The sequence below is a fragment of the Rhizobium sp. SRDI943 genome (assembly GCF_057653695.1).
The window spans coordinates 2,826,887-2,843,489 of the sequence record NZ_CM172787.1 but is presented as its reverse complement, the minus strand read 5'-3'; the positions used below and the strand labels follow the sequence as shown (position 1 = coordinate 2,843,489).

11 protein-coding genes are annotated in these 16,603 nt (G+C 60.8%); 8 read left to right on the top strand and 3 right to left on the bottom strand.

Annotated features, from left to right (window positions below; all coding sequences use genetic code 11):
* Positions 1–76: 76 nt before the first annotated feature.
* Positions 77–703, bottom strand: a complete 627-nt coding sequence (gene pncA, locus AC245Y_RS14720; RefSeq protein WP_012758260.1) for a bifunctional nicotinamidase/pyrazinamidase — start codon at positions 701–703, stop codon at positions 77–79.
* Between the two features lie 285 nt (positions 704–988).
* Positions 989–1,486 carry an EF-hand domain-containing protein gene (locus tag AC245Y_RS14715; RefSeq protein ID WP_012758259.1) on the bottom strand — a complete coding sequence of 166 codons (498 nt, stop codon included), beginning with the start codon at positions 1,484–1,486 and terminating at the stop codon, positions 989–991.
* 402 nt (positions 1,487–1,888) lie between these two features.
* Here AC245Y_RS14715 and AC245Y_RS14710 point away from each other — a divergent pair, with 402 nt between their 5' ends.
* Positions 1,889–2,236, top strand: a complete 348-nt coding sequence (locus AC245Y_RS14710; RefSeq protein WP_020487007.1) for a hypothetical protein — start codon at positions 1,889–1,891, stop codon at positions 2,234–2,236.
* A gap of 24 nt (positions 2,237–2,260) precedes the next feature.
* Here the strand turns inward: AC245Y_RS14710 and AC245Y_RS14705 are convergent, their stop codons facing one another.
* Positions 2,261–4,741: an ATP-dependent helicase gene (locus AC245Y_RS14705; RefSeq protein WP_017994705.1), complete on the bottom strand. Its 2,481-nt coding sequence runs from the start codon at positions 4,739–4,741 to the stop codon at positions 2,261–2,263.
* Between the two features lie 247 nt (positions 4,742–4,988).
* On the opposite strand from AC245Y_RS14705, the gene AC245Y_RS14700 reads away from it, so the two are divergent.
* The 7 genes from AC245Y_RS14700 (at position 4,989) to AC245Y_RS14670 (ending at position 16,379) form a co-directional block, all read left to right on the top strand.
* Positions 4,989–5,465, top strand: a complete 477-nt coding sequence (locus tag AC245Y_RS14700) for a VOC family protein (protein ID WP_017994704.1) — start codon at positions 4,989–4,991, stop codon at positions 5,463–5,465.
* 431 nt (positions 5,466–5,896) lie between these two features.
* A complete protein-coding gene (locus tag AC245Y_RS14695) occupies positions 5,897–7,840 on the top strand; it encodes a PrkA family serine protein kinase (protein WP_012758255.1) in 1,944 nt (647 codons plus the stop codon).
* 12 nt (positions 7,841–7,852) lie between these two features.
* The gene (locus AC245Y_RS14690) at positions 7,853–9,124 is read left to right on the top strand and encodes a YeaH/YhbH family protein (protein ID WP_012758254.1); all 1,272 of its coding nucleotides are present in this window, start codon (positions 7,853–7,855) and stop codon (positions 9,122–9,124) included.
* Positions 9,121–10,671 (top strand): SpoVR family protein, encoded by a 1,551-nt coding sequence (locus tag AC245Y_RS14685; protein WP_017994703.1) that lies wholly within the window; start codon positions 9,121–9,123, stop codon positions 10,669–10,671. Before AC245Y_RS14690 ends, AC245Y_RS14685 begins: the two co-directional genes overlap by 4 nt.
* 156 nt (positions 10,672–10,827) lie before the next feature.
* Positions 10,828–11,748: an adenylate/guanylate cyclase domain-containing protein gene (locus AC245Y_RS14680; protein ID WP_017994702.1), complete on the top strand. Its 921-nt coding sequence runs from the start codon at positions 10,828–10,830 to the stop codon at positions 11,746–11,748.
* Positions 11,749–12,015: 267 nt separating this feature from the next.
* Entirely contained in the window at positions 12,016–13,227 is a 1,212-nt protein-coding gene (locus AC245Y_RS14675) for an efflux RND transporter periplasmic adaptor subunit (RefSeq protein WP_017994701.1), read from the top strand.
* A complete protein-coding gene (locus AC245Y_RS14670) occupies positions 13,224–16,379 on the top strand; it encodes an efflux RND transporter permease subunit (RefSeq protein WP_017994700.1) in 3,156 nt (1,051 codons plus the stop codon). The genes AC245Y_RS14675 and AC245Y_RS14670 overlap by 4 nt, the downstream gene beginning before the upstream one ends.
* Positions 16,380–16,603 lie beyond the last annotated feature (224 nt).

The window sequence follows — 16,603 nt, the reverse complement described above, 5'->3', positions numbered from 1 at the left end:
TGTTCAGAGCCAAGGACGGATTGGCTTGCCCCGATCCGACATCCGACGCGGTTTTTCGGGCGGTATCCGAGCTGAACTAGCCGGCCAGGATCTTGGTGCTGTCGACGATCGCGATGCCATGCGCCCGCATCTCCTCGATGGCGGCGGCGACGCCTTCGGGCGTGATGCCGCGGCTTGCATCCTCGATGAAGCGGACGCGGACACCCGGCATCATCTCCAGCGCGTCGAGCGCGGAGAACTTGACGCAATAGTCGGTCGCCAGCCCGCAGACGTCGAGGTCGGTGACCCCCTGATCCTCAAGGAAATCGGAAAGGCCGGTCGAGGCATCGCGGTCATTGTCGCGGAAGGCCGAATAGCTGTCGATATCAGGATCCTCGCCCTTCTGCTGAATCAGGTCGATCTCTTCGGATTTGAGCTCGGGGTGCAGTTCGGCATCGAGCGTACCCTGCATGCAGTGGTCGGGCCACATCATCTGCGGCTTGCCCGACAGTTCTCCCATCTCGAAGGGGGCGGCACCGGGATGGGCGGAGGCGAAGCTGCCGTGGCCCGGCGGATGCCAGTCCTGCGAGGCGACGATCAGATCGTATTTGCCGCTGTCGATCAGTCTGTTTGCGACGGGAACCACCTTGTCGCCCTCCGGCACCGGCAGATTGCCGCCCGGACAGAAGCCGTTCTGAATATCGACGAGCAGCAGCGCTTTCATCAAGGCCAATCCCTTCGCTTTATTGCAGTGTAAGACGCCAAGCACACTGAATGGATCAACTAGTGGATTTCCAGACGCGGACGCGCAAGTGTTAAATCTGGCACTAGCGGTAGTAAGTCGTCGAAACAGAATGCTCTAATTCGTGTTGAAATCGAACGGAGGGGAAGGCGCGTGCATGATTTCCGCATCGCGGACACAGCCCGCGACGGCGGCAATTGCCGCGTAGGACGCTTTTGTGCGGCATCGATGGATCGAGGCTCCCCCGGCAGAGCCCGGATCTCCCGGCTAGGCCGCCGCCACGTTGTCGGCTGCAGAATCACCTGCTGCGGCGGAAGCGCCGTAGGTATTGCGGTAGGCCTGAAGGGCCGTCTGCATGTCGCTCAGCACTTTGGTCAGGAGCGGATCGCTGTCGCCTGAAGTCTTGATGCTGTTCGGATCGGCGGCAAGAAATTCAGACTCGGTCAACTTGCCGTCGCCATTCGTATCCATTGCGGCGAAGACACCCTTGGAAGCGCCCTCGCTCTGATCGCCGCCGTCGCCCTGATCGTCACTGCCGTCGGTCTTCTGCATGGACAGCATCAGCGACAGGATGTCGGCGGTAATCTTCTTGACGATATCGGTGCTGCTGTCGTCGCTGTCGGTCGACGCCGTGGCCGAAGTCGAGGACTGCGAGGCGGCGGCCAACTCGTCCGCCGAAATGACGCCGTCGCCATTCTTGTCCAGACTGGAAAGCGGAGACTGATATTGAGTTAAGGTGCTGCCGAGAGATGAAACACTGGTCACTGGAACCTCCTTTGAAAAGTTCGTCGTGAAGCCCGCCTTTCATGGGCGGGCAGCCTCTGGGCTAAGCTGATTTGCGAAAGGCGTCAAAGCGACGTTTTGACAGGGCGGAAGTGCGATTGACGATGTGAGGCAACGCACGTTAACCTTTTCGGTTACCAAAGTTTTTCATTGGATTTATTGGCTTTTTTTGGCGGTCGGTTTGTCTGGGCGCGATTAAATCCATGCCGGTGTTGGCCCGAAATTGCCGTAATGGAGCACGTGGAGGAGCTATGGGCGGAGTGCTCGGGTTTGCGCGGCTGCGGCATTTCGTCTGCTTTCCGCGAGGGGCGACTTCAGGTCGACCTTGCTCCGGGTGATGATTTCTGCCTTTCTTACCCTCAGAAGCAAGACGGAAGCGAAGCCATGCCAGAGCCGGATCTCGACGAAAAGATCGACGCGACGTTTCGCAACGGGTCGCTGACGGCGGCCGGGATCATCCTTGGTTTCTCGCTCAATTTCCTCAGTGTCTGGGTTTCCAATCCTAATGACTGGACCAGCATCGATATTCTGCCGATGCTGTTCCTGACCGTGGGCATCGCCGTCCAGGTGAAAGTCTTTGCCGATCTGCTGGCGCGGGACTCCCTGTTTGCCGCCAAATATGACCGGTCTCGCCGGCTCTTTCTGATCGGATTGGGAATCGTCGCGGCGGGAATGGGCATTGCCCTGATCAACGATATTCTCGGGCTCGGAAGGATGCGGATGCTCGGGTAAACTTCGCGTCATACTGACGCGAGGTCAGACGCGCTCGACGAACCCGTCCAAGACCCGCTTCTGTCCGGCCCGGTCGAACTCAATCGTCAGCTTGTTGCCCTCGATGCCGGTGATGTTGCCGTTGCCGAATTTCAGGTGGAACACGCGATCGCCGGGGGTGAATCTCGACGGTTCCGACGATGTCGATTTCGCCACCAGCTCACCTTCGATCGTGCGCCCCTTCGGGCCGCTTTCGCCGTAACCTATGCGTTCGACGGCGTGGCCGGAGCGGGTGCCCCAATTGTCGCGTGTGGCGTCGGTCTTGTTGGCCTGGGCGCGTTTCCAGCCGGGCGTGGAATAGGAATTGGTGAAGGGTTCGGCCTTGTCGAAGCGGGACTGGCCGTAGCCGCCGCGGCCGTACCCGCCGTAGCTTTGCTCCATTTCGGCGACCTCGACATGGGTTTCCGGCAGTTCATCGAGGAAACGCGAGGGCAGGGTCGATTGCCAGAGGCCGTGGATGCGGCGGTTGGAGACGAACCAGATGTGGCAGCGGTGCTTGGCGCGGGTGATGCCGACATAGGCGAGGCGGCGTTCCTCCTCCAGGCCGGCGCGGCCGCTCTCATCCAGCGAGCGCTGGTGCGGGAAGAGTCCTTCCTCCCAGCCGGGAAGGAAGACGGTGTCGAATTCGAGACCCTTGGCCGAGTGCAGCGTCATGATCGAGACGGCATCGAGGTTCTCGTTGGTTTCGGCATCCATCACCAGGGAGACGTGTTCGAGGAAGCCGCGCATCGACTCGAAGCTTTCCATCGAGCGGATCAGTTCCTTGAGGTTTTCGAGACGGCCGGGTGCTTCGGCGCTCTTGTCGTTCTTCCACATGTCGGTATAGCCGGACTCTTCGAGAATCTGCTCGGCAAGTTCGGTATGCGGCGTGTTTTCAAGCAGTTCCTGCCATCGGCGGAAAGATTGAATTACGTCGAAGAGCGCCTTTCGCGCCTTCGGCTTCAGCTCGTCTGTCTCGATGATGTCGGCGGCTGCCGCAAGCATCGGGATATCGCGGGCACGGGCATAGTCGTGCAGCGCGCGCACCGTCGTATCGCCGAGGCCGCGCTTCGGTGTGTTGACGATGCGCTCGAAAGCGAGGTCGTCGGCCGACTGCGCAACGAGGCGGAAATAGGCCATGGCATCGCGGATCTCGAGGCGCTCGTAGAAGCGCGGGCCGCCGATAACGCGATAGTTGAGGCCGAGGGTGACGAAGCGGTCTTCGAATTCGCGCATCTGGAAGGAGGCGCGCACGAGGATCGCCATGTCGTTCAAGAGATGCTTGCCCCGCTGGAGTTGCTCGATCTCCTCGCCGATGGCGCGGGCTTCCTCCTCCGAGTCCCAGGAGGCGTGGACCTGCACCTTGGCGTCGTCCGGATCGGAGCGGTCGGTGAACAGCGTCTTGCCGAGGCGACCTTCATTATGGGCGATCAGATGGGCGGCGGCCCCGAGGATATGTTCGGTCGAACGATAGTTGCGCTCGAGCTTGATGACCTTGGCGCCGGGGAAATCCTTCTCGAAACGCAGGATATTGTCGACCTCGGCGCCGCGCCAGCCATAGATCGATTGATCGTCGTCGCCAACGCAGCAGACGTTCTGCAGCTCGCCCTTAGGGCGCTGAGCGAGAAGCCTGAGCCACATGTACTGGGCCGTGTTGGTATCCTGGTACTCGTCGACGAGGATATAGCGGAAGCGGTCGTGATATTCCTTCAGGAGATCCGGGTTTTTGCGGAAGATCGCGATCGGATGCATCAGCAGGTCGCCGAAGTCGCAGGCGTTCAGCGTCGTCAGGCGCGCCTGATAGGCAAAATAGAGATCGCGGCCACGGCCGTTGGCAAAGGCGCGGGCATCACCCTCGGGGATGTCGGCGGGGCCGAGGCCCTTGTTCTTCCAGGTATCGACCATGCCGGCGAACTGCTTGGCTGGCCAGCGCTTGTCGTCGAGACCTTCGGCCTGAATGAGCTGCTTGATGAGGCGGACGACGTCGTCGGTGTCGAGAATGGTGAAATCGGAGCGCAGGCCGACAAGCTCGCCGTGGCGGCGCAGAAGTTTGACGCCGATCGAATGGAAGGTGCCGAGCCACGGCATGCCTTCGACGGCGCCGCCGACGAGCAGCGCGATGCGCTCCTTCATCTCGCGGGCGGCCTTATTGGTGAAGGTGACGGCGAGGATCTGCGAGGGGAAGGCGCGGCCGGTGTTGAGGATATGGGCGATGCGGGTCGTCAGTACGCGCGTCTTGCCGGTGCCGGCGCCGGCGAGCACGAGGACGGGGCCTTCAAGCGTTTCGACGGCTTCGGTCTGCTCGGGGTTCAACCCGGCGAGATAATCCGGCCGCTTGCCGCCGTCGCGAGCCGCCATGGCGCGGGCGGCGATGCCGCCACCGGCGGCGGGCGCCCGTTCGGCGGGTGCGGCAGGCGGCTGCGGCTTGCGCGCCATCTCGCCCGGCTCTTCGTCGAAGAAGGGCATATCGTCGAAACTATTGCTCATGGCGCGTAATGTAGTGATTCGGGAAGGAAAGACCAGAAAAGATGTTCTGCTTTCATTCCCGAGCCGGCGCTATTCCAGGCGGTATGTTGCGGGCGGTAATGCCGCCGCCGAGCCCGGCTGTAGCCGCGATGCGGGCGGGCGGGGCTGAAAATTCCAATCGCGGCCTGTCGGATCAGGCGCCGGTGAGGCGTCCTTGGGTCATCGGACAGCAGTCCGGATCAACACCCGTCAACAAGGAGGCCGTTTCATGCCGAAGATCGTTTCAAATCTCTGGTTCGCCGAGGAAGCCCGCGAAGCCGTCGAATTCTACGTGTCTGTCATCCCGGACTCCAGGATCGGCCGTACCACCATATTGCCGGCGGAAACGCCGAGCGGGCCTCCCGGCAGCGTCGAGCTGATCGAGCTCACGCTCGCTGACCAGGCCTTCCTGGCCATGAAGGCCGGCCCGCTCGATAGTTTCAACCATTCCTTCTCGATCGCGATTCTCGTAGAAAGCCAGGCCGAGATCGATCGGATATGGGATGCTTTCTTAGGCAATGGCGGCACGCCGGAGGCCTGCGGCTGGCTGAAGGACCGCTGGGGCCTTTCCTGGCAGATCGTGCCGCGTGTGCTCTCGGAGATGATCGCCGACAGCGACCGTGAGCGGGCCAGGCGCGTGACCGAAGTGATGCTCGGCATGGTCAAGATCGATGTCGCCGCGCTCGAGGATGCGTTCAACGGCTGAGAGGCCTGCGGAGAGATGATCGCAATATCCGGCGCATGATCGTCATGCGCCTATTTCTCTAAGAATATCCCAAGTTTTCGAACGTCATATGGCCCGTCGCACATCGATATTCACCGATCGAAGCTGGCTCTCCGCCTGCCGACCGCTGATTTTCGAGACCTCGAATCACGGGCGACATTGCACACCTTTTTCATCTTTCTGTCACGTCGTGAAATGTGCTGATACCGCGATGGCGTCTTTCTCCACTATACTGACCAACAGTTTCGTAGAGTAATTAAAGAACCGGTGGATGCACAATTTCGTGCATTGCTAGAAACGGCCGGTGAGCGTGGAATAACCGACGAAACTATTGATTCTCAGGAACGTCATGGCCATCTCGATGGTTATAAGGACACCTGAAGCCTGTGGCATTAACCTTGAATGGAGGGCCCATGCTGAGCGAATCCGTATTTGATGCGTTCACCCGCAGTTATGATGCGCGTCGCGAGACCGATATGTCGATCTCGGATTATCTCGACCTTTGTAAAAAAGAACCGCTTGCCTATGCCAATGCGACCGAGCGCCTGCTCGCCGCGATAGGCGAACCGCAGATGGTCGACACCGCCAGGGACACGCGCCTCGGTCGGATATTCATGAACCGGACCATCCGGATTTATCCGGCCTTTGTTGGCTTCCACGGCATGGAAGAGACAATCGAACGAATCGTTTCATTCTTCCGGCACGCGGCGCAGGGGCTCGAGGAGCGCAAACAGATCCTCTATCTGCTCGGCCCGGTCGGCGGCGGCAAGTCATCTCTGGCTGAGCGGCTGAAGCTGCTGATGGAGCTTCATCCGATCTACGTGCTGAAGGCGGGTGACGAGATCAGCCCCGTTTTCGAAAGTCCGCTCAACCTCTTCGACCCGGACACGATGGGATCGCTCCTGCAGGAGCAATACGGCATTCCCCTGCGACGCCTAAGCGGACTGATGAGCCCGTGGTGCCTGAAGCGGCTCGATGATTTTGGGGGCGATATTTCCCGCTTCCGTGTCGTCAGAGTACAGCCTTCGCGGTTGCGCCAAATTGCGATCGCCAAGACCGAGCCTGGAGACGAGAACAATCAGGATATCTCGTCGCTGGTTGGCAAGGTCGATATCCGCAAGCTGGAGACTTATTCCCAAAACGATCCCGATGCCTACAGCTATTCTGGCGGCCTCAATCGCGCCAATCAGGGCGTGCTCGAGTTCGTCGAGATGTTCAAGGCGCCGATCAAGATGCTGCATCCGCTGCTGACGGCGACGCAGGAGGGGAACTATATCGGCTCCGAGAACATCGGCGCCATACCCTTCACCGGCATCGTCCTTGCGCATTCGAACGAAGCGGAATGGCAAACCTTCAAGGCCAACAAGAACAACGAAGCCTTCATTGACCGTATTTGCGTGATCAAGGTGCCCTATTGCCTGCGCGTGACGGAAGAGCAGAAGATCTACGAGAAGCTGATCGAGGGATCGGAACTCGCGGATACACCATGCGCTCCGGCGACGCTCGAAATGCTGGCCCGCTTCTCCGTGCTGTCGCGTCTGCGCAAGCATGAGAATTCGACATACTTCTCGAAGATGCGCACCTATGACGGCGAAAGCCTGAAGGAGACGGATCCGCGCGCCCGCAGTGTCCAGGAATATCGGGATGCCGCCGGCATCGACGAGGGCATGGACGGCATATCGACCCGCTTCGCCTTCAAGGTGCTCGCCTCCACTTTCAATCACGACACCACGGATATCGGCGCCGATCCGGTTCATCTGATGTATGTGCTGGAGCAGTCGATCCGCCGCGAGCAGTTTTCCGACGATGTCGAGAAGCGATATCTGGAATTCATCAAGGCCGATCTTGCGCCGCGTTACGCAGAGTTCATTGGAAATGAAATCCAGAAGGCCTATCTTGAGTCCTATGCGGATTACGGACAGAATCTGTTCGACCGCTACGTCGACTATGCCGATGCCTGGATCGAAGACGTGGACTTCAAGGATCCCGATACCGGCCAGCTACTCGATCGCGAGCTCCTCAACCAGGAACTGACGAAAATCGAAAAGCCGGCGGGAATTGCCAATCCGAAGGATTTCCGCAACGAAATCGTCAAGTTCTGCTTGAGATCGCGGGCAGCCAACGGCGGAAAGAATCCGTCATGGACGAGCTACGAGAAAATCCGGGAAGTCATCGAAAAGCGAATGTTCTCGCAGGTCGAAGATCTTTTGCCGGTCATTTCCTTCGGATCGAAGAAGGATTCCGAAACGGAAAAGAAGCACAGCGAATTCGTCTCGCGCATGGCCGCGCGGGGTTACACGGAGAGGCAGGTTCGGCGCCTCGTCGAATGGTACATGCGCGTCAAACAGGCAAGTTAATGTGGAGCCAATATGCACATTGTCGACCGTCGGCTAAATCCGCGCGGTAAAAGTCTGGAAAATCGGCAACGGTTTCTTCGGCGCATGAAAGGCGCTGTGCAGCAGGCGGTAAAGCGTTCTCTGCAAAACCGGAACATTCGCGATGTGCTCGACGGCGGGGAAATCAGCCTGCCGATCGATGGAATGGCCGAGCCGAACTTGAGAAGGGGCGACGGCGGCATCCGCGATCATATCCTGCCTGGAAACAGGGCCTTCGTCGAAGGCGACATTCTTCCGCGCCCGCCGGGGAGCAGGGGCGGAAAACCCAAGGATGCGGGTGAGGGCGATGGTGAGGATGGCTTCCGCTTCGTGCTGACGCGCGAAGAGTTCCTCGATGTGTTTCTGGACGACCTGGAACTGCCCGACCTTGCCAAACGGCGTCTGGCCGAAACCGAGGAGGAAACTCCATCGCGGGCCGGCTATTCCGTGTCGGGATCGCCGTCCAACATCGCCGTCGGTCGCACGACGAGGCTCGCGATGATGCGCCGCGTCGCGCTTCACCGTCCGCGCCGCGAAGAGATCGAAGCCCTGCAGCGGCAGATCGAGGAATGCGAGGACGACGAGAGCCGCCTGGCGCTTGAGGCAAAACTCAAGTCCCTGACGGAAAAAAGTCGGCGCATCCCCTATATCGATCCGCTCGACGTGCGATATCGCCGCTTCGAAAACGAGCCGAAGCCTGTGGCGAAGGCGGTGATGTTCTGCCTGATGGACGTCTCGGGCTCCATGTCGGAACACATGAAGGATCTGGCGAAGCGGTTCTACCTGCTGCTCTATCTTTTCCTGTCGAAGCGCTACAAGAAAGTGGAGATCGTCTTCATCCGTCACACAGACAAGGCGGAGGAGGTCGATGAGGAAACCTTCTTCTATGGTCCGGCGACGGGCGGCACGCTGGTATCCAGTGCGCTAGCGGCAATGCGCGGGATCATCGCGGCGCGTTTCGATCCGGCAGAGTGGAATATCTACGGCGCCCAGGCTTCGGACGGCGACAACGCCCATTCGGACGGAAACCTGACCGGACAGCTGCTGCACGAGATTTTGCCGCTCTGCCAGTATTTCGCCTATATCGAGGTCGGCGAAGAAGGCGGCGACTCCTCGGTATCCCGTTCACCGCTTTGGATGCTTTATGACGGGATCCGTTCCGAGTTGCCGCTTTCGATGCGCAAGGTCTGCCGGCGAAGCGAAATATTCCCTGTTTTCCACGATCTCTTCCAAAAACGTGACGCACAGTCGAGGGTGACGCCATGACCACGACGATGAGGCCAAGAGAGCGGCTGTTGTTCGAGGGGGCTGACTGGGATTTCGCAACGCTCCAGCGCATCCATGACGCCTGCGAGGAGATCGCGCTTAACGAACTCGGCCTCGACGTCTATCCGAACCAGATCGAAGTCATCACCTCGGAGCAGATGCTTGATGCCTATTCCTCGACCGGCATGCCGCTCTTTTACCGCCACTGGTCTTTCGGCAAGCACTTCGCGCATCACGAAGCTTTCTACCGCCGCGGGATGCGCGACCTTGCCTATGAGATCGTCATCAACAGCTCTCCCTGCATCTCCTACCTGATGGAGGAGAACACGGCGACGATGCAGACGCTCGTCACCGCGCATGCGGCCTTCGGCCACAACCATTTCTTCAAGAACAACTATCTCTTCAAGCTCTGGACCGATGCGGAGGGGATCCTCGATTACCTCGATTTCGCCAAGGGTTATATCACCCGCTGTGAGGAACGTTACGGCGAGACGGCCGTCGAGCGGACACTCGATGCGGCGCATGCACTGATGTCGCATGGGGTGCATCGATACGCGGGCAAGACCACCATCGACCTTCGCCAGGAGGAGAAGCGGCAACAGGAGCGCCGCGCCCATGAAGAGCAGATGTTCAACGATCTGTGGCGCACGGTTCCCGTCGGCAAGGCCCGAAAGGCCGGCGACATCGGCCTGGAAAAGCGCCGCGCCGCCCTCGGTCTCCCTCAGGACAACATCCTATACTTTCTGGAAAAGTCGGCGCCGCGGCTGCAGCCGTGGCAGCGCGAGATCCTTCGCATCGTCCGCCATGTCGCACAATATTTCCATCCTCAGCGGCAGACCAAAGTGATGAACGAGGGAACTGCCACCTTCGTCCACTACCAGATCATGAACCGGCTTCACGAGCGAGGGCAGATCAGCGACGGAAACTTCCTCGAATTCCTGAAGTCGCACGCCAACGTCGTGTTCCAGCCGAGCTACGACGATCGGCGGTTCTCGGGCTTCAACCCCTATGCGCTTGGTTTTGCGATGATGCAGGATATCGAGCGGATCGTCACGAAGCCGACGGATGAGGACCGCGCATGGTTTCCCGATATTGCTGGGCGAGGCGATCCGATGGCCGTCCTGCGCGACATCTGGGCCAATTACCGGGACGAGAGTTTTATCAGCCAGTTCCTGAGCCCGAACCTGATCCGGCAGTTGCGGCTGTTCCATCTCTACGACGATCCTGATCAAACCGAGGGGGTGCTGGTTTCGGCGATCCACAATGAGCGCGGATATTTGCGCATCCGCCGCCAGCTCTCCCGCGAATATGATATCGGCTGGACCGATCCTGCCATCGATATCGTCGATGTCGATCTCGCCGGCGACCGCCGATTGCTGCTGCAACACATCATGATGAATGGTTGCTATCTTCAGGAAAATGACACGAAGCTCGTCCTGCAGCATCTCGCCGATCTCTGGGGCTATGACGTATTGCTTCAGGAAATCGACAGTTCCAGCGCGGTGGCGAAAGAACACACGGCGAGCCCGCGCAAGATCGTTCAGTGATCACAGATGATGCTGACGGGCGATAATGGACAATTATCGGTGGCAACAAACACAAAGCCTTAGTAGTTTACCGCCGTTGCAATCGCCCACTTGATCTCGACCAGTTTCACCCTTTGCAGCGATCTTCCGGGGCGGATAGCGCGGAGATGAGAGACCATGAGTGAAACGCGGCGCAAGCTGACGACGATCTTCTGTGCTGACGTGCAGGATTATACGCGGCTGATGGGGACTGATGAGGAAGGGACGCTTGCGAGCCTCAAACGCTGCCGGGAAGCGATGGGACGCCTGATCGAAAGCCATGGCGGCCGCGTCATCAACACCTGGGGCGATGGGCTGATCGCCGACTTCCCAAGCGTGGTCGAGGCGGTGCGTGCGGCCGTCGACACCCAGAACGAACTCGCGGGTTTCAACGCCCGCCGACCGGCCGACGGTCGCATGCTCTTCCGTATCGGCATCAATCTCGGCGACGTAATCGTCGAGGGCGAGGACATCTATGGCGACGGCGTCAATATTGCCGCGCGGCTGCAGGCGTCGGCCGCGGCCGGCGGCATCGTCATATCAAGTACCGTTTACGATCAGGTCCGCAACAAGGTGGCGGTTGGTTTCGAGTTTCTCGGGCCGCTGATGGTGAAGAATGTCGATGAAGGCGTGCCAAGCTACGCGGTAAAGATCGGCGATGCCAGGGAGGAGACGCCGCCTGCCGAACGATCCGGCGCCGCGCGGCCGCAGCCGGCGGCGGTTATGGCGGCAGCCAAGGTTGAGACAATCCCAGCACCGGGAGGACGCAGGCTGTATGGCGTGCTCGGCGTCATCGCCGCCGTCCTGATCGGTATCAATCTCTTGTCGTGGCAGGGCGTCTTCTGGGCGCGGTTTCCGGTGCTTGCGCTTGCCGTCGTCGCGGCGCTCGCCTGGAACCGCGATCAGATCCTGTTCAACCGAAAGATCACCTCGCTGGCGATCCTGGCGCTTGGCCTTGCCGGCCTCAACCTCTTCACCTGGACGGGGCAGTTCTGGGCGGTGTGGCCGATACTGGGGATTGCGGCCGTCATGGGCGTGCGATGGTCGATGCGCCGATAGACATTCAACCCGCATCGTCGGACATTTGTGCGATATCTCGCCCGATAATCGGCGGTGTCAAAGGCATGGGCGAGTGTTCGTTCAAACAAAAGTGAGCGGCCGGGTTATTTCCATTCTTTGCTGATATTACAAATCGGTAATGCCGGCTGCTTATGCTTGCCGGTAAGCTGTAAACGCGCGATATTGTCGCATCAGACGGGAATCTCGATCCCGCAGCGCCTCTTTCGACCGACCCTGGTCCAACCTCGAGTCCCTCTGGAGACGTGAATGGCCTTTTGGAAGCAGTTTATACTGTCGCTCATCGTCATTATTGCCGGCTTTGCCGCGTGGGTTTTCTTTGTGCCCGGCGCCGGCGATACGATGCGCGATGCAGGGATTCCAGACAGCATCGTTTCCAAGATCGCGCCGAAGGCTGAGGAGACGGTGGATGCCGACGCTCCAGCCCGGGCGCAGGGGCAGCAACGCGGCGACGGACAAGGGCAGGGACAGAACCGCCGTAATGGCGGCGGGCGCAACAGCGCCATTCTCGTCGCGACGCAGGAAGTCGTCCAAGGTATCGTCAACGACCGGCTGAATGCCATCGGCACGGGTGACGCGATCCGTTCGGTGGCGGTCACGCCGCAGGCATCCGGTACGATCCGCGAAATCCTCATCAAGTCGGGCGACAGGGTGAAGGCCGGCCAGGTGCTCGCCAAGCTCGACAGCGAGGAGCAGGTGATCGCCCGCGGCCAGGCTGATGTGGCGGTCAAGGCCGCCGTCGAGAAGTCCAATCTCTATCACAACATCAAGTCCAGCGTGTCGCGCATGGACGTGTTCGATTCCGAGATCGCCGAGCAGGGCGCGCGGCTGCAGCTGCAGGCCGCCGAGCTCAATCTCGCCCGGCGCAACATCACCGCGCCGATCGACGGCATCGTCGGCATCGTGCCGGTCAATATCGGCGACAATGTTACGACGAGCATCCCGATCGTCACGCTCGACGACCGTTCGGAAATCCTCGTCGACTACTGGGTGCCGGAGCGCTTCGCCAATACTGTGTCGGTCGGCCAGCCGGTCGAGGCGATGTCGGTGGCAAGGCCAGGACAGGTGTTTTCCGGCGTGGTCGAAGCCGTCGACAACCGCATCGACGCGGCAAGTCGCACGCTGCGCCTGCGCGCCAAGATCGACAACAGTTCCGACGAGCTGCGCGCCGGCATGTCCTTCAGCGTCAGCATGAAATTTGCCGGCGATAAATATCCGGCCGTCGACCCGGTCTCGGTGCAGTGGGATTCACAAGGGTCTTTCGTCTGGCAGGTCAACGACTACAAGTCGCACAAGGTGCGGGTCAGTATCGTGCAGCGCAACCCGGATTTCGTGCTGGTCAAAGCCGACATCAAGGACGGCGACGTGATCGTGACACAGGGACTGCAGCGCGTGCGCGAGGGCGGGGCAGTGCGTGTGAGCGCCGATGTCGCCGCGGCTGCGGAGGTCGCCACCCAATGAGCGTGACCGAGATTCATCAGGACAGGGCCTCGGGCAAGCAGAGCTTCACCGCGCTTTTCGTTCGCCGGCCGATTCTGGCGCTGGTGTTCAATACGCTGATGGTCGTCGCCGGCCTTGCGGCCTATGTCGGCGTTGAGGTGCGCGAACTGCCGGATGTCGACCGTCCCGTCGTTACCGTGCGCACCACCTTCGATGGCGCATCACCGCAGACGATCGACCAGGAACTGACCAAGGTGATCGAGGGGGCGGTCGCGCGCGTCAGCGGCCTGAAATCGATTTCGTCGACCTCATCCTTCGGTCAGAGCCGGGTGACGCTGGAATTTTCGGATGCGATCGATCTCTCGGTCGCCGCCAACGACGTGCGCGACGCGATCGGCCGCATTACCCAGAACCTGCCCGACGAAGCGGATGCGCCGCAGATAGTCAAGGCGGATTCGGATTCCTCGGCGATCATGCGCCTTGCCGTCACCTCCACCAATCTCAACATGGACGACCTGACCCAGCTCGTCGAAAACGAGGTGATTGATCGCCTCGCCTCCGTCGACGGGGTTGCCGACGTCGAGGAATATGGCGACCAGGAGAAGGTCTTCCGCGTCGATGTCGACCAGGGCGCGCTTGCCAGCCGCGGGCTGACCATCGGCGACCTGACGAAGGCGCTCGACAATGCTGCACTCGACGTGCCGGCGGGCTCGCTGAAGAGCAATACGCAGGATATCGTGGTGCGCGCCACTGCCAACCTGCAGACGCCGGCGGATTTTTCTAACGTCATCCTGCAGGACCGCGTTCGGCTCGGCGACGTCGCGACAGTGATGCTCGGGCCACGCGACGGCGAAACGGCGCTACGCTCCAACGGCAAGCCGGGCATCGGTCTCGGCATCATCCGCCAGGCGCAGTCGAATACGCTGAACATCTCGACCGGCATCAAGGCGGCCGTCGACCAGCTGTCGAAGACACTGCCCGAGGGCACGACGATTGCCATCACCAGCGACGACGCCGTCTTCATCCAGGGCGCGATCCACGAGGTAGTACTGGCGCTGATACTCGCCGCCGTCATCGTCACCGCCGTCATCTACCTCTTCCTGCGCGATTGGCGCGCGACGTTGATCCCGGCCGTCAGCATGCCGGTGGCGCTGATCGGCACGCTGGCGGCGATCTACATGGTCGGCTTCTCGATCAACATCCTGACGCTGCTCGCGATTGTGCTGGCGACCGGCCTCGTCGTCGACGATGCGATCGTGGTGCTCGAAAATATCGTACGCCGGCGCTCCGAAGGCATGGGACCGCGCGCTGCTGCCGTGCTCGGAACACGCGAGGTGTTCTTCGCCGTCATCGCCACGACGGCGACGCTGGCCGCGGTGTTCATTCCGCTCTCCTTCCTGCCGGGACAGGTCGGTGGCCTCTTCCGCGAATTCGGCTTCGTGCTCGCCTTCTCGGTCGGGCTGTCGTCGATCGTGGCGCTGACGCTGTGTCCGATGCTTGCCTCGCGCATGCTGACCAAGCCGATGCTCGAGGATCACGGCGTGCTCGGCCGCTTCGGCGGGGCGCTGGCCGATCTCTACAAATGGGCACTGCACGGCTGTCTCAACGCGCCCTTCGTGGTCATCCTGTTCTCGGTGATCTTTGCCGGCGCGGCGCTCATCGCCTTCTCGACGGTCAAGAGCGAGCTGACGCCCGAAGAGGACCGGTCGATGGTGATGATGCGGCTGACGACGCCGCAGGGATCGAGCCTCGAATATACCCGCGACAAGATGCAGCTCGTCGAGGAATATCTGCAGCCGCTGGTCGACCGCGGCGACATCCGCAACATCTTCTCGATCTCCGGCCAGGGTGGTTCGCTGAACAGCGGCTTCATGGTGCTGACGCTCGCCCCCTGGGGAGAGCGTGACAGGACGCAGACGGAGATCGTCGGCGATATCAACCAGGCGGCCTCCAGGGTGCCGGCTTTGCGCGGCAATGCTATCTCATCGAACAGCCTTCGCATCCGCGGTGCCGGCAGTGGTCTGCAGATGGCGCTGATCGGCAATGATCACGAGGCGCTGACGGCGGCGGCCGCCAAGCTGGTTCAGGCGCTCGAGGCCACTGGCCAATATGATACGCCGCGCCTGACCAACGAGCCCAGCCAGGCGCAGGTGTCGGTGGCGATCGACCGCGAGCGCGCCTCGGATCTCGGCATCGATATAACCGGGCTTTCGACAGCAATCCAATCGCTGCTCGAAGGGCGCTCGGTGGTCGATGTCTTCGTCGACGGCGAATCCTATCCCGTGCTTTTGACCTCGACGACGCGGCCGATCGACGATCCGACCGATCTTGAGAACGTGTTCCTGAAAACCGGCGACGGCAAGATCGTGCCGATGTCGGTCATCGCCACGATGAAGGAAGGTTCGGTCGCGCCGCAGCTCAACCGCGAGCAGCAGCTCGCCTCCGTGGCGATCACCGCCGGACTCAGAAACGGCAAGTCGCTCGGCGATGCCGTCAAGCAGGTGACTGATCTCGCCGAGCCGCTGCTGCCGCCAGGCTCCCGCCTGCTGCCGCTTGCCGAGGCGGCGACGCTCGAAGAGAATTCGAGCGGCATGGCGCTGACCTTCGGCTTCGCCATCGTCATCATCTTCCTGGTGCTGGCCGCGCAGTTCGAAAGCGTGCTGTCTTCGCTGATCATCATGTCGACGGTGCCGCTTGGTCTTGCCTGCGCCGTCTTCGCACTTGTGATCACCGGCTCCAGCCTCAACATCTACAGCCAGATCGGCCTGGTGCTGCTGGTCGGCGTCATGGCGAAGAACGGTATCCTGATCGTCGAATTCGCCAATCAGCTGCGCGACCGGGGCGAGGATGTGCGGTCCTCGATCGAGAAGGCCTGCGCGCTGCGCCTTCGTCCCGTGATGATGACGATGATCGCCACCATCCTCGGCGGCGTGCCGCTGGTTTTTGCCCACGGCGCCGGCGCCGAAGCGCGCGTAGCACTCGGCTGGGTGATTGTTGGAGGCCTCGGTTTCGCAACGCTGGTGACGCTGTTCATTACGCCGGTCGCCTATCTGCTGCTTGCCCGCTTCGCCAAGCCGCACGCCCACGAGGAGGCGCGCCTGCACGAAGAGATGTCGGTCGCCACACGGCCACGCGCCGCACCCGATGACGAGCAGCTGCAGGCCGCCGAATAAGCTTTTCATCCGATTTCGCAACCCCGCCGTACCTCGTCCGGCGGCGTTTCTTATGGTGTATGAAACCTTGAAAAATAAGATGGATTACTTCTGACGTTTAGTCGTTTGTTAAGCATAAACGGCAATGATTGTTGCCAGTAACCGACTGGTCTTCTTCGTTTCTTGAAGGCCGCAACGCGCTGGAACGCCAGCGACCCCGGACATGACAGTCCGTGCGGACGGTT